This window comes from Luedemannella flava (assembly GCF_039528515.1).
Lineage (GTDB): Bacteria > Actinomycetota > Actinomycetes > Mycobacteriales > Micromonosporaceae > Luedemannella > Luedemannella flava.
The window spans coordinates 1-14165 of record NZ_BAAALT010000247.1; the positions used below are offsets into that span (position 1 = coordinate 1).

The following is a 14165-nucleotide window of genomic DNA, read 5'->3' on the forward strand; positions in this document are numbered from 1 at the left end:
GGCGGCTCGGCCTGCGGGCCGGCGCCGCGTCGCCGTGGGGCCGACGCCGGCGCCGGCGCGGGCGCTGACTTCTTGGCGCGCAGGTCCTGCTCCAGCGCCGCCTGGCGCGCCACGACCTGATCGAGATAGGCGTTGTTCTGCTGCGACATCGGCAGGGTCCTCCCGGGCACCGACTCGGGCCACGCTCCGCTATGGACGATCGGGGCCGAGTCTGCCGGGCGGTGTCAAGCGGGGTCAGCCCTCCGCGGGCTGCGGGCCGGCCGTCGCGGCGGCGACGCCCTCCTCGACGGTGGCGTAGCTGCCGAACATCTCGGCGAGGCCGCTGATCTCCAGGACCCGGCGCACCATCGGGCTCGGCGCGGCGACGAGGAACCGCCCGCCGGCCTCGTCCAGCTGGCGCCGGTAGCGGACGAAGACCCGCAGGCCGGCGGAGTCGCAGAAGCTCAGGTCGGCAAGGTCGAGCACGACGTTCACGCGGCCCTGCTCGACCTGTCCGTCGATCGCGGCGGCCAGGTCCGGCGCGGTGGCCAGGTCGAGCTCACCGTTCACCGCCACCACCGCGAGGTTGTCCCGCTCGTCCACACCGATCGTCAGAGACATGCCACCGTCCGTCCGCTCAATATTGTTCGGGCCATGCGGGAGCGGGTCACTCCCGCAGGTCGGCCCAGACGACCTTGCCCTCCGCGATCGGCGTGGCGCCCCACGCCGTCGCGAACGCGTTCACCAGGGTGAGACCCTGCCCGCCCTCGGGGCTGACGTCCTCGACGCGGCGCATCCTCGGCAGCCGGGGGTTGGAGTCGCGCACCGACACGTGCATGCCGTGGTCGGTCAGCGTGGCCACCACGAGGAACCGCCCGGTCGCGTGCAGCACCGCGTTGTTCACCAGCTCGGTCACGACCAGCTGGGCCGCGGGCAGGACCCCGTCGAGGCGCCACTCGGCGCACGCCTGGGTGACCATGCGCCGGGCGTCGGCGGACGCGGCCGGGGAGCCCTCCAGCTCCTGCCAGCGGCGCGGGGCCGAGGGCGTGGCGTGGACATGCTCGATGGCCTGTTCCGTCGTCGCGAAGATCGGGACCTGGGGCGGGCGGAGGCTGTCGTGCCGGCGGCACATCGCCAGCGCCCGGCCGGGCCACGCCCGGGCCTGGACGGCGACCGGGTGCAGGGACTCGCCGGCCCCGGGGTCGGCGACGAGGTCGCCGAGGTCCACCACGAGCCCCTCGGGGCTGTCGGCCAGCGCGTCGGTGATCCACCGGCAGGCGCGCGCGCCGTCGCCCCGGCGCAGCCGGCCAGCCACCAGCAGCACGGGGACCGGCTCGGTCTGGACGGTCTCGGCGCGCAGCTCGCCGGGTTCAGCGGCCGCCGCGGTCGCGGTGGAGTCGCCTTCGCCGTCGTCGTACCGCAGCCCGCTCAAGACACACCCCTTCGCCGCACCGAGCCTAGTGTGACACGTGTGATCGTCCCCAACTGACCCGCGCACCCCCACTCAGCGCTAACTGTGCCCGGTCGGCCAGGAGCTAAACCAGCACGTGCGCCGACGTGACGCGGAGCACGATCTTGCCCCGGCCGTGCCCGGTCGCCAGGTCACGGTGCGCGTCGGCAGCGTCGCGGAGCGGGTACACGCGCCGCAGGTGCAGGCGGAGGTCGCCGCGCAGGGTCAGGCGCACCAGGTCGGCCAGCCGGGCGCCCGAGCGGGCCGGCGTCAGGGCCGGGATGCCCAGCTCGAGCGCGGCCTCGTCGGAGACCATGGTGCGCACCCGGCCGCGGTCGCGCACCAGCTCGGCGGAGGCGTACAGGGCCTCGGGGCCGGCCGCGTCGAGGGCGGCGTCGACCCCGTCGGGCGCCACGGCCCGGACCCGGTCGACCAGGCCGGGCCCGTACGCCACCGGGACGGCACCCAGCGAGCGCAGGTAAGCGTGGTTGGCCGGGCTGGCCGTCCCGATGACCGTCGTGGCGCCCCAGGCCCGGGCCAGCTGGACCGCGATGGTGCCCAGGCCGCCGGCGGCGGCGTGGATGAGCACGGTGTCGCCGGGACCGACCCGCACGGCCTCCAGCGCCATGTGCGCGCCCTGGCCGTTGCCGGACAGGCCGCCGGCGACCTCCCAGGGCAGCGCGGGGGGCTTCGCCACGACCTGGTCGGCGGGCACGACGACGCGCTCGGCGTAGCCGCCCAGCAGGCCGTAGCCGAGGACCTCCGCCCCGACGGCGACCCCGGTGACGCCCTCGCCGACCTGGTCGACCACGCCGGCGAACTCGTTGCCGGGCACCACCGGGAAGGTGAGGTCGACGGACGGGGGCGCCCAGCCCTGGCGTACCCCCAGATCGAAGGGCAGCACCCCGGCGGCCCGCACCCGGACGCGGACCTGGCCCGGACCGGCCTGCGGGTCGGGCAGGTCGGTCAGGGTGAGCACCTCGGGTCCGCCGAACTCCGTCAACGCCGCAGCCTTCATGGAAAACGACGCTAGGACCTCAACCGGACATGAGGTCAAGCCGATAGTTGATCTCTGCAACAAACCTGCAAACGCCGCGCATTGACTGACACCCACGCGGGTGCGACGGTCGGCTATTGGAATGCGCTTTCCTCGCGCTGCCCGTTCCCGTCCACATCGAACAGGAGTTACGCATGCGCGTACGGACAGTGGCTGTCCTCTCCACTTGCGCCGCGGCCGCGGCCGGGGCGGTCGCCGCGACCCTGCCGGCCAGTGCCGCCACCGAGGCNGGCCGCCGCCCAGGCCGCCGGGCCCACCCCCGCCGCCCTCGCGCTGGGCCGGCAGGTCCTCGCCGCGAACGACGGCTGGGCCGCCTCCGGCGCGGGCACGACCGGCGGTGCCGCCGCCGACGACGCCCACGTGTTCACGGTCAGCTCCCGCGCGGAGCTCATCGCGGCCCTCGGCGGCGACAACACGACGAACCTGAGGAACGCAACGCCGAAGATCATTTTCATCAAGGGCAGAGTCGATTTCAACACGGACGACGCGGGCAACCCGCTGACCTGTGAGAACTACTGGGACCCGGCGTACACGCTGCAGGGCTACCTGACCGCCTACGACCCGGCCACCTGGGGCATGGTCACCCCGACCGGGCCGCTGGAGGAGGCCCGGGTCCGCTCGGCCGCCAACCAGCGGGCCCGGGTGATGGTCAACGTCGGCTCGAACACGACCATCATCGGTCTCAGGGGCGCCAAGATCCTCGGCGGCAACCTGCTGGTCGGCAGCTCCAGCGTGTCCGTGTCCAACGTCATCATCCGCAACATCGCGTTCGAGGACGCCCGCGACTGCTTCCCGGCGTGGACCCCGACCGACGGCGCGACCGGAAACTGGAACTCGCTCTACGACAGCGTGACGCTGTCCCGGGCGACGAACGTCTGGCTGGACCACAACACGTTCACCGACGGCGCCAACCAGGACTCGACCCAGCCGGTCTACTTCGGCCGGCCGTACCAGGTGCACGACGGGACCTCGGACATCATCCGCGGGTCGGACCTCGTCACCATCTCGTACAGCAACTACTTCGAGCACGACAAGACGATGCTCATCGGCTCGACCAACACCCCCGGTGACCCGACCACCAACCCCGGCGCCGACCTCGGCCGGCTGCGCGTCACGCTGCACCACAACCGCTTCGCCAACCTCGGCCAGCGGGTGCCGCGCGTCCGGTTCGGCCAGGTCGACGTCTTCAACAACTACTACTACCAGACCGACGAGGACGCCTTCGGCTACGCGTTCGGCGTGGGCGTCGGGTCGGCCATCTACGCGGAGAACAACTTCGTGCTGCGCAGCGCGGACATCCCGCTGGACGCCTTCGTCTACGACTGGGGCGGCACGAGGATGACCGAGAAGGGCACCCTGGCCCGCGTCGGCACCGGCGTGATCACCCCGGTGAACCTGCTCGACGCGTACAACGCGACGCACACCACCCAGCTCGGCACCGACGCGGGCTGGACGCCGGTCCTGCGGACCGGGCTCGACCCGACGGCCAGCGTGCCGGGCCTGGTCAGCGCGCAGGCGGGCGCGGGCAAGCTGCCGCTGTAGGCGGCACGACCCGCACAACCTGTGGGGCCGGCGTCCGCCGACACGGACGCCGGCCCCACGGCCGTCAGGACATGCCCGCCAGTACGGGTTCCAGCGCGGCGAACCACCGGGCGGCGATCTTCTCGTTGCCCGACCAGACGGGATGCACCCCGTCCGAGGTGTCCTTCGCGGTGTCGAAGCCCGTCCACAGGTCCACCGGGAGCACCGGCGAGGCGGGCGTCGACGTGGCGTTCACCCACGCCGGGATCGCGCGGTTGAGCGCGGTCACCCGCTCGGCGCAGGACGGGCAGTCGGGCGGGTCCATCGGCAGGATCTGCGCGACCAGCACGACCATCGCCGGGTCGGCCGCCCGCAGCTGCGCCACCAGCGCGGTGTAGGCGTCCAGGACCTGCCGCGTCGTGCGCCCCCGCCAGACGTCGTTGGTGCCCAGGTGCATGAGCACGACGCGGGGGCGGGCCCGCTCCAGCCAGCCCGGCAGGGCGTTGTCGGCCACCATCCGCTCAGCCGTTATGCCGCCGTGGCCCTCGTTGTCGCCGTCGTGCCGCGGGTACTCGCGCGGGTAGTCGGTCGGGCAGGCCTGCCTGCCGCGCGTGCCCACGAAGTCGATCGCCGCCCGGGCGCCGGCGGGCGTCGGCGCGGCCGCCGTGCCCGTCGGCAGCGGCGGGGTGTTGCCGTCGGCGAAGCCGGCCCGGCGCAGCCGGTCCCACAGGTACGCCCGCCAGCAGCCCGGCGTCCCCGTGATCGAGTCGCCCAACGGCATGATCCGCACCGCCGTGCGCACCGGCCCTGATGTGGTGGTGGCGGGATGTGCGGGGCCGCTGCAGGCGCCGCCCAGGGCCACGACGACCGCCAGGGCCGCCGCCGCGCGCCAGTCCCGCCTCATCGGGACGACGGCTCGCCGAGCAGCGCGAGGGCCGGGTGCCGGGGGTCGTCCACCCGGACCACCACGTCCGCGATGAGCTCCGGCGCGACCTCGGCGGCGTAGCGCTCGAACGCCGGCAACGTCCACAGAAGATCCTCCGGGGTACGCCGGGCGAGCGCGGCCGGCGACACCGACAGATGCACGACCAGGTCGAACGCCAGGCCCGCGCCGAGCAGCAGACCCCCGCTGACCAGCGCCACGCCGCCGGGACCCACCGGGACCGGGGCCGCCCGGCTCGCCCGGTCGACCGTGGCGTCCCAGTGCACGGGCCGCACCCGGCCGGACCCGCCGGGCTCCAGCGGAGCGAGCACCTCGCGGCTCAACGCGGCCAGGTCCAGCCAGTCGGAGTAGTACGCGTCCGGATCGGTGCGGCCGTGCTCGAACCGCAGCGACGCGGGGCGCAGGTAGTCGGCGGCGCGCACGCGCACCACGTCGCGCCCCCGCAGCCGCACCCTCGCCGCGACGGCGTCCGCCAGGTCCTCGGGGCGGGCCGCCGGCGCGCCGTCGACCGCCACCCGCAGCCACCGGCCCGGCTCCGTCGCGGCGACCCGCTCGCCGAGCTCGCGGGCGAGCCCGTCCGGCGAGATCGGCCGGAACCGCATCGTCACCTGACCAGTATGGGTGCCAGGAGGGTGCTGCTCTTCCAGTACTGGCAGTCCTCCGGCGGGTCCACCGCGACGATCTCCGAGTCGATCCGCTCCCGGACGAAGCCGGCCGCCAGCAGCATCGCGAGGTGCTCGGGCCGGTAGTCGCGGGCCTCGTCGGAGAAGTACGTGAACGTCCCGCCCGGACGCAGCTTCCGGTACGCGACGGGGGCGAACCGGGCCTGGTTCATCACCTCGGACTCCTCCAGCGGGTACGCGTCGTAGAGGATGCCGTCCACGCTGCCGTCGGGCACGCGGTCGATGACCTCCTCCCAGAGTCCCTCATGGACCCGGCAGTCGACGCCGTCGACGGTCGCCGCGAACCGCCGCGCCCGCTCGGCCACGTCGTGGTTCGCCTCGATGATGAGGTGCTCGGTGACGCCCGGCGTTGCCGCGATGAAGCCGGCCGAGATGCCCATGCCGAAACCGATCTCCAGCACCCGCCCGCCGCCGCGGGCCGCGATCCCCGCGAGCACCCGCATGTACGGCCGCTCCCAGTCCTCCATCACGGGATGCCCGAGGATGCGCAGCGTGTGCTCGTCGTACACCGCCTCGGCGGTCTTCCACGCGTCCCGGGCGTGGAAGCCGATCCCGCCGTACACGGCGGACAGCTCGTCCCGTTCGTCGGGTGTCGGGATCTCAGGGGTCATGGCCCCATCATCCCTCGCGCGATCACCATTGTGGATGCTCGACAAGCCGGTGCGTCAACGTGGCATCGCTAACAGTGACGTTCTTCGGTTGCCCGGCTGTCGCACGATGGGATGAAATGAGGGCCGCGGCCTGGCGGGTCGACGCGACCCGCGGGTAGAGGGGAGGACGGCATGGGCTCAGCTCCTGCGGCTGACCACGGGTCACGCGCCGCCCGTCTGCCCATCTTCGGCGAGGTCCACACCGGACTCCTGCAGCACTCCACCGCGCTGTCCTCGGCGGAGGCCCGGCAGCTGCTCGGCATCGTGCCCGGGCACCAGGCGCAGACCTTCGAGCGCCCGATCCAGTACGCCCGCTCGCCCATGATCCTGTCGGGCCTGGACTGCGACCTGATGGACGCGTCGGGCGCCGTGCTCGCGCACGTCGTGGGCACGGCGGGGGCGCGGGTCATCGTCACGGGCGGGCACGTCCTGCAGGCCACGGCCTCGGTGCGGCTGCAGCACCACCCGAGCGGTCAGCGGCGCGCCTGGTCGCACTACCTGTCCCAGCCCGGGATGGCGCACCTCACCGGCCGCACCGGCGCCGAACAGATCGCCGCGCTCGAGCTCGCCTTCCTCCGCCGCCCGCGGCGGGCGCGGATGGTCGACCTCGGCTCCATCAGTGCCGCCCTCGCCGACCACGTGCAGACGACGCACCCGACACTGCTCGACGGCCAGCCGCCGGTGCGGGTAGGGCGGACCCAGGTGCGGTGGAGCGCCCGGGTGGGCGAGGCGTTGAACATCCGCTTCGCCCTGGAGAACGCCCAGCTGCGCACCATCCGGCTGACCGTGCGCGAGCAGGACCTGCCGGTGGTGGCGGCGTTCTGCGAGGACGTGGCCCTGCACGACTGGCTGCTGACCAGCCTGCTGCAGGTGGTCGACCGGACCAGGGCCACCACCGACCCGCGCCTGACCACGAACCGGCTCCGGCCGGTCCTGGACCACCTCGTGCACCTGTGGATGCCGTCGGTGCGGCACAACGGCCGGGTGGCCCACCTGTGGCAGGGGCTCGACCAGTACACCGGGTTCAGCCGGCAGTGGGACGCCTCGGCAAGTCGCATCCGGGACCGGTTCACCGCGGCGGCGGCCGCCCTGATCAACCCGGCGAAGAATGGCCTCTGACAAGGCGGGGCGCCAGCGCGCCTGGCTGCGCGCCGTGTGGGGGCAGGCCAGCTGGCGCATGCGCCGGCTGGCGCTGACCATGTGGCTCGGCGCCCTGGCGATGACCGCGCTCGGCGTCGTGGGCGACCTGCTGCGCTGGTGGGAGCATCTGCAGTTCGTCATGAACCTGGTGTCGTCGCTGGCGGGCGCGCTGTTCGGCCTGCCGGTCGCGCTGATCTACCTGCAGCGGGCCAACGCCGTGGAGGCCCGCCACCGCCGCCGTCAGGACCTGGTGCTGCTGGCGCGCCGGGCGGTGGAGGACATGGTCGACCACGTCAGCGCCATCACCTACGACCCCGACAAGCTCGACGAGCTGACCGAGGTCATCGACCGCCTGACCCCCCAGGCGTTCGCGGGTGCGGACGGGTTCGACAACGGGTCGACGCTCGACCAGCTGCTCGTCGACTGGCAGCAGGTACGCCGGCTGATCCCGCAGATCTTCGTGGACGACGTGGCCGGTCACGCCGCCATCAGCCGGGCCGAGTCGGAGTGGACCGGGCTGCGCGACGGGCTCGGCCCGGAGCTGCGCGAGCACGGCCTGCACTGGACGACGACGCCGCAGGCGCAGACCCTCGACGGGCTGCGGAGCCTGTCCCTCGACGGCCTCGTGGTCGGCGACGAGCTGATCGAGGCGATCGAACGGGCGGTGCGGCTGCGCTCGTTCTGGGACTACGACGCCAACGCGGCGGAGGTCGAGCTGCCGCTGGCCGGCATGGAGGAGTACGTGCGCGACGTGGCCCAGGTGGTGCGCAGCGTGGACGAGGTGCACACCGCGGCGCTGCAGCTGCAGGCCGTGATCCGCGAGGAGCACACGCGCTCGCGCACGTGACGTCAGAAGAAGACGTACCCGACGCGCGCGGCGATCGAGGACGGCAGCTGCGCGCCGGCCGCCTTGGCCTGCCGCTGCAGGTCGGACACCACCCGGGACTCGACCTTCAGCTGGTCCAGCACGACGGACACGGCGGCCTCCACGAGCTGGTTGCCCCTGGGCAGCACGGACCACGTCCGCACGGCCGAGAACGGCGGCGGGTCGGGCGTCAGCTGCACGACGGGCGGCAGTTCGGACCACACCCGGGGCAGCGCCCCGCCCCACGCCTGCGCGACGGCCACCCGCCGGCCGTCGTCGCGCAGCAGGCCCAGCCGCAGCGCCTGCCACACCGCCGCGAGGAACGCGCACGACCAGGTGCGGTGCCCGCCGGCCTCGTCCCACAGCTGGACGTCCATGAAGATCGAATGACGGTGCGTGCCGCTCTGCCGCGGCGGCTGCCAGGTGTCGGGCACCATCGCCTCCGACGGCGCACCCGACCGTTGGCCGTTGGACAGCCAGCCGCTGATGTGCGGCGGCGGACGGTACCCGTACGTGCCCGGGGGCGGGTCGACCACGAGCTTGCCGGCCAGCAGCCGGGCGGGCTCGATGGGCGGCCGGTCGTCCGCGCCCGGGTCGGCGTAGCTGGCGCACGCCGACTCCCGCGCGACATAGTCGATCGTCAGGCCGTGGCTGGCCGCCGCGTCGCGCAGGGCCGGGATGACCCGGCTCGGGTCGCGGATCATCGACCGCGGGTCGCCGGAGGCGAAGTAGTCGTCGACCAGGAAGCATGTGCTCACCTGGCCCGCCTCGAACTGGCCGAGGACGGCGCGCGCCTGCGCCGCCACGGCCGCGAAGTGCCGGTTGAGCCGGTCGGCGCCGCGTTCAAAGTCCTCGTGATGGACGTGGCCGAGCTCCACCGAGACGTGGGCGAGCGGCACCGACTCCAGGTGCCGCTCCGCGCTGCGCTGCTCGAACACCACCTCAACGGACGTCGCGTCGTTAGCGGCGGTCATAGTCCTTCCCACATGGCGTCGTCGATGACGTTGACGGAGAGGTCGTGGAAGGCCTCCACCGTCTCCGGGTTCGCGATCTCCCGCTCGACGTCGCTGTCGGTGATGAGCTGCTCGCGCCACTGCAACAGCGGTTCGAGCGGCACCTGACCCAGCACGTTGGTGGTGCCGACGCCCTCCCGGTGGGCCAGCCCGCGCAGCACCTCGTCGGCGCGCAGCAGGAACGCGACCTGCGCCGCACGGAGCACGTTGACCTGCTCGGAGTTCGGGTTCACCACCGCGGTGCGGACGAACCGGACCATGTTCGCCAGCACGTGGTCGTTGTGGCCGAGCCGGCGCCCGGTGTCGACGATGCCGTGCGCGCCCTGCCAGAGCGCCGACGCGGCCACGATGTGCTGCCGGGTCCACCGGTGGAAGACCAGCCACCGGGCGGTCATCCCCGGCAGCAGCTTCTCGTGCGCGGTCGCCGCCAACGCGATCTGGGCGGCATACGAGCGGCCGGCGCTCAGGTCGACCAGGCAGACGTCGTAGTCCTCCTTCAGCCTGTTGAACAGCCGCACGCACCGCTCGACCACGTCGCTGTTGGCCGCGAACTCCCCGCCGTTGCGGTCGCCGGGCAGCAGCACCAGGCGCCCCGCGTTGGGCGGCCAGTTGCGCAGCTCGGACCGGTCGGTCTCGCTCCAGACGTCCACCTCGTGCGGCTGGTCGGTCCGGCCCAACAGGTAGGAGTGCAGGCCCGTGCGGGTGTTGGTGCCCCGCCCCACCTCGTCGACGTGCAGGATGGTGCCGGCGGTCGGCGAGCCGAAGTCGAAGTCGAGGTAGCAGACGTTGCGCCCCGCCAGAGACGACCGGTAGAGAATGTTCGCGCTGGTGACGGAGCGCCCGGTGCCACCCTTGTCGGAGATCGCGAAGACGAGAATCATCGGTCGCCCCTCAGTCGACGTTCGACCGAGCGGCAGCCAACCGGTCCAGATCCTCCAGCACCGTGATGACCAACGAGAACGCGGTGCCGGGCCGTTCGTCGATGATCTCGCGCACCCGTTCCAGCTTGACCCGCACCCGGTAGAGCAGGTCGCGCAGCGGCGGACCGCTGCTGTCCGAGCCGGCGAGCTGCTCCCGGTCGAACAGCTGCTCGGCCTCGTTGAGCAGGTCGCGCGCGCGGGCCGCGAGGCGCTCGTTGCGCAGCGTCGCGGCGTTGATCACGGTGGACGCCTCGAGCACGCACTCCACGACGCGCTCCGTGTAGTACCACGACGGGCTGCTCGCCTCGAGGTCGATCTGCGGGTACACGTGGGAGACCTGGTCCCACAGGTCGTGGGCGGGTCCGTCGTGGATGCGCCGCTCCAGCAGGTTCTCCCAGATGGCGTCGGCCTTGGTCAGCAACTGGCCGCGCAGGTCCGTGTCGCTCATCAGGTTGGCGACCTGCAGCACGCGCTTGAGCAGCACCGGCGTGTAGTCGGTGCAGGGCCACGTGAGCACCGGGCCGCCGTTGACATCACTGCCGTTCAGCGTGATCGGCACGCCCGGCCAGTGCATGTTCAGCGCCGGGTCCTGGATGTGCGGCTCGCCGGGCCGGTACGTGGTCAGCGAAGGGTCCCGGATGAGCGGGCGACGGGTGATCCGGCCACGGACGGCGAGCTCGTCGAGCACGTCGACCACCCGCAGCAGGTCCTGGTCGGACGCCCGTCGGGCGAGCAGGTCCTGCACGGTCATGGCCGTCACCAGGAGACTGAAGTAGTCGGACTCCACGTTGTCGGCGGTGCGCCAGGGGATGTCCTCCAGCGGCCAGCGGCCCGAGCCGAAGCTCGCGAGCGTCGACCAGTACCGCTGGGTGATCTCCCAACGCAGCTGCAGGGCGGTGGCGAGGCGGACCTGTTCGGCGTTGAGCAGGCCCAGGGTGCGGGTCCGCTCGGTGAAGAGGTTCGCGATGCCGTTAAGGGCCACCACGGAGAAGTACAGATAGGGCGCGGCCTCGGCGATCCCCGGCTCCTGCTCCCCGACCGGGTCGTTCGTATCGACGCGCGGCGCACCCCGGGCGACCCCCCACGTCCAGCCGCACTCGAACAGCCGGTGCTGATGGTCGAGGTCGATGATGTTGTCCGGGTCGAACCCGATGGTGACCTCGCGCAGCGCGCCCCGGATGTCGGCGAGGGAGCGCCAGAGGTCGTCGGCCACCTGGCGGGCGGGCAGGCGCGCCTGGTTGACCGTGTCGACGAGCGTGCGACCCTCGGGCGAGTCCCACTCGAAGGAGTTGACCGTGAAGCTGCGCAGCATGCCGATCATGGCGGCGGTGAGCCGGGCGCTGGCCTTCTCCTCCAGCGCCCGGACCTCGTCGATCAGCTCCTGCCGCCGCAGCGACGAGCGGAAGCCGCGCGAGAAGGTCAGGGTGGCCAGCGTCAGGCCGATGGACATGGTGAACGAGTCGACGACGTTGATATTCGCCTGCTCGGCCGTGGGTGGCGGTGACCCGGGCGCGGTGGAGAAGTAGGCCTGGCCGGAGAAGACCGGGGTGCCCGTGTCGTCGGTGTAGCGGTCCATGTACTGGGTCAGCGCCCGCACCAGCCGCAATGGGATGTCGACCGCGTTGCCCAGCCCGCGCAGGGCGCCGACGACGTCGTCCGGCGTGGAGTTGGGCTGGTCCAGGCCGAACGGTCCGACGGCGGTGGCCGGCAGCAGGATGCAGAGCAGCTGCTCGGCGTCGCTGAGCGAGTTGGTGCCGGTGACGCCGCCGAAGACCCAGTTCTTGTCGCCCTCCGCGGACGACAGGCGCACCGTCGCCTTCCAGATCTCGAGCAGCGTCTGCCTGGGCTGCAACCTCATGGTGCCTGCCTCCTACGCGCCGTTGGGTGGGCCCGCCGTGCCGACGGCCACGATCATTCCCGTATAGCCCTCGCGCAAGGGCTTGTCGCCCCTGTCGATGCGTTGGATGTCCACAGTGTGCGCCACGGTGGCAAGGCACCGGGCGACGTCGTCCACGCCGACCGGGACCGCCGGGAACTGGTAGGACACCGGCGGCAGCGCCTCGTCGAACACGACCGGCACGGAGTAGCCCTCCGAGCCCTCCATGAAGGCCGCGGCGAACGGCGCGCCGGGGCGGAGGCTCTGCACGAACCGGCACAGCGCCCGCTCGAACTCCTCCGGCAGCGCGGACATCGACTCCGCCACGAAGAACATCGTGCCCGCGTCCCAGGTGTGCCGGGGCAGGTGGAAGACGTGCCCGTGGCGCACGTGGGCGCGGTCGGCGACGGCCAGCCGCGGGTCGCCGACGGCGGTATAGGAGGGCCGGTCGACGAGCTCGGCCCAGAACGGATCCCACTCCGGCCGGTAGTGCGCGACCTCGCGACCCAGCCACTGCGCGTTCTTCCGGGACCACTCCCAGAGGGTCACCGCCTGGCACAGCGGCAGCATCGCCAGCACGGGATAGAGGTTCGCGCCGGTGCCGACGTCGATGCCGTGGCCGCCGCGCAGCGGCTGCCGGTCGAAGAACTCGCCGATGAACCGCAGGATCCGCTGGTCGACGTCCTGCAGCGTGCGGTAGTTGTGCGCCCAGTAGTAGTCGGTGTCGAACAGGTCCCACGGCTGCTCGTCGTTGCGCCCGTGGGCGGCAGGGTGGGCGTCCGGGTCGGCGCGTGGGGTCGAGGGCCGCATAGAGGTCACCGAACTCCCTTCGGCATCGAGACATGTCGATGCAGTGCCGCTCAACTCCCGGAGTGAGTCTACAGTGAACCGTTGGATCAACGAACCCCGTGACTACTGTCCGTCCGGACACACCCACGCAGCGAAACCGTCAGGTGCGGGGATTGTCCACTGTCAACCGAGCAGGGCCCGCACGTGGTCCGCGACATCGGCGGCGCAGCCCCAGGACAGGCTAACCCCGCCGCTGCCGTGTCCATAGTTATGGATCACATCGCGCCCGGCGATCCGCTCGTGCTCCAGCCGCACCCGGTCGCGGATGCACCGGAACCCGACCCGCTCGTCCAGCACGTGCGCGGCCACCAGCTGCGGATAGATGCTCACGCACCGGTCGATGATGCCCTGACGGATGTCGCGGTCGGGCTCCGGACACCGGTTGTGCCGCTCGAAGGTGCTGCCCAGCACGACCTGCTCAGCGTTCATCGGGAAGATGTACGTCAGGTTCACCTCGTGCCCGCCGTGCTCGGCGAAGAACTCCCCGATGCCGGGGTTCTCGACCACGACCAGCTGTCCACGCACGGCCTCGACGGACGGGTCGGGCACGAGGTCGTGCGCGCCGGCGCCGGAACAGTTGACCACCACCCGGCCGGGCAGGTCGTCCTGCAGCCGACCGACCGGGCGCACCTCCAGCCGGCCACCGGCCGCGACCAGCCGCTGGCGCAGGAACGCCAGATACACCGGCATGTTGATCAGCGGCGCGGCGTAGCGCCAGGCGACCGCGAAGCCCTTGAGGCACGGCCCGGTCGACGCCCCGTCGAAGCGCTCGATGTCCGGCACCAGCACGCTGCCGATCTCGCCGGTCTCGTCGCGCAGGAAGTCGGGCAGGTCCACCTTGTCCCGGCTGGCCTCCAGGCCGTACAGCTGCCAGATGCCCGCCTCGGGGCCCTCCAGGTCGAGCAGCGCCCGCCGGGTGACCGCGCTCCACCGGGGCACCTCGGGGTGGCGCGAGTCGATCGGCCCCCAGATCGCGCCGGCCGCCCAGGAGGCCGTGCGCTCCGGCTCGCGTGCCCACACGACCACATCCACGCCCTGCTCGGCGAGGACGACCGCGGTCGTGAGGCCGCACACACCGGCGCCGATGACGAGTGCGTCCACCACGGGGACACAATAGGCGGTTCCGCCCGGCCCGACGCGCCGCCCCTCCGCGCACCGACCCCGTGTTCACGGGGCAAATCCGCAGCTCAGCGCCACTGTCGACAAACCGCTGCCGGGA

The 14165-nt window shown here is 72.5% G+C and carries 14 protein-coding genes; 3 read left to right on the top strand and 11 right to left on the bottom strand.

Annotation, left to right across the window (positions count from 1 at the left end):
- Nucleotides 1–234 precede the first annotated feature (234 nt).
- The 3 genes from ABD211_RS28145 to ABD211_RS28155 all read right to left on the bottom strand — a co-directional run bounded on the left by ABD211_RS28145 (nt 235) and on the right by ABD211_RS28155 (nt 2447).
- Nucleotides 235–600, bottom strand: a complete 366-nt coding sequence (locus tag ABD211_RS28145; protein ID WP_344138374.1) for an STAS domain-containing protein — start codon at nt 598–600, stop codon at nt 235–237.
- A gap of 46 nt (nt 601–646) precedes the next feature.
- Nucleotides 647–1411, bottom strand: coding sequence for an ATP-binding protein (locus ABD211_RS28150; protein WP_344138376.1), 765 nt, complete (start codon nt 1409–1411; stop codon nt 647–649).
- A 103-nt stretch (nt 1412–1514) separates the two neighbouring features.
- Nucleotides 1515–2447, bottom strand: a complete 933-nt coding sequence (locus ABD211_RS28155; protein ID WP_344138378.1) for an NADP-dependent oxidoreductase — start codon at nt 2445–2447, stop codon at nt 1515–1517.
- Between the two features lie 684 nt (nt 2448–3131).
- Here ABD211_RS28155 and ABD211_RS28160 point away from each other — a divergent pair.
- Nucleotides 3132–4028: a pectate lyase family protein gene (locus ABD211_RS28160; RefSeq protein ID WP_425560548.1), complete on the top strand. Its 897-nt coding sequence runs from the start codon at nt 3132–3134 to the stop codon at nt 4026–4028.
- A 64-nt stretch (nt 4029–4092) separates the two neighbouring features.
- Here ABD211_RS28160 and ABD211_RS28165 read toward each other — a convergent pair whose 3' ends face one another.
- From ABD211_RS28165 to ABD211_RS28175, 3 genes are read right to left on the bottom strand one after another with little or no spacing between them, the layout of a single operon-like run.
- Nucleotides 4093–4911, bottom strand: a complete 819-nt coding sequence (locus tag ABD211_RS28165) for an SGNH/GDSL hydrolase family protein (protein ID WP_344138382.1) — start codon at nt 4909–4911, stop codon at nt 4093–4095.
- Complete coding sequence (locus ABD211_RS28170; protein ID WP_344138447.1) at nt 4908–5552, bottom strand: nucleoside/nucleotide kinase family protein; 645 nt, start codon at nt 5550–5552, stop codon at nt 4908–4910. Before ABD211_RS28170 ends, ABD211_RS28165 begins: the two co-directional genes overlap by 4 nt.
- A 2-nt stretch (nt 5553–5554) precedes the next feature.
- Nucleotides 5555–6244, bottom strand: coding sequence for a class I SAM-dependent methyltransferase (locus ABD211_RS28175; RefSeq protein WP_344138384.1), 690 nt, complete (start codon nt 6242–6244; stop codon nt 5555–5557).
- A gap of 171 nt (nt 6245–6415) precedes the next feature.
- Between ABD211_RS28175 and ABD211_RS28180 the strand changes: the two genes are divergently transcribed.
- Complete coding sequence (locus ABD211_RS28180; RefSeq protein WP_344138386.1) at nt 6416–7402, top strand: SCO2521 family protein; 987 nt, start codon at nt 6416–6418, stop codon at nt 7400–7402.
- The gene (locus tag ABD211_RS28185; protein ID WP_344138388.1) at nt 7392–8270 is read left to right on the top strand and encodes a hypothetical protein; all 879 of its coding nucleotides are present in this window, start codon (nt 7392–7394) and stop codon (nt 8268–8270) included. Before ABD211_RS28180 ends, ABD211_RS28185 begins: the two co-directional genes overlap by 11 nt.
- A gap of 2 nt (nt 8271–8272) precedes the next feature.
- Here the strand turns inward: ABD211_RS28185 and ABD211_RS28190 are convergent, their stop codons facing one another.
- From ABD211_RS28190 to ABD211_RS28210, 5 genes are all read right to left on the bottom strand, one after another.
- Nucleotides 8273–9262 (bottom strand): SCO2522 family protein, encoded by a 990-nt coding sequence (locus tag ABD211_RS28190; RefSeq protein ID WP_344138390.1) that lies wholly within the window; start codon nt 9260–9262, stop codon nt 8273–8275.
- Nucleotides 9259–10182 (bottom strand): SCO2523 family variant P-loop protein, encoded by a 924-nt coding sequence (locus ABD211_RS28195; RefSeq protein WP_344138392.1) that lies wholly within the window; start codon nt 10180–10182, stop codon nt 9259–9261. Before ABD211_RS28195 ends, ABD211_RS28190 begins: the two co-directional genes overlap by 4 nt.
- A gap of 10 nt (nt 10183–10192) precedes the next feature.
- On the bottom strand, nt 10193–12079 hold the full coding sequence (locus ABD211_RS28200) for an SCO2524 family protein (RefSeq protein ID WP_344138394.1): 1887 nt from the start codon (nt 12077–12079) through the stop codon (nt 10193–10195).
- Nucleotides 12080–12091: 12 nt separating this feature from the next.
- Entirely contained in the window at nt 12092–12907 is an 816-nt protein-coding gene (locus tag ABD211_RS28205) for an SCO2525 family SAM-dependent methyltransferase (protein WP_344138396.1), read from the bottom strand.
- Between the two features lie 162 nt (nt 12908–13069).
- Nucleotides 13070–14050 carry an FAD-dependent oxidoreductase gene (locus tag ABD211_RS28210; RefSeq protein WP_344138398.1) on the bottom strand — a complete coding sequence of 327 codons (981 nt, stop codon included), beginning with the start codon at nt 14048–14050 and terminating at the stop codon, nt 13070–13072.
- Nucleotides 14051–14165 lie beyond the last annotated feature (115 nt).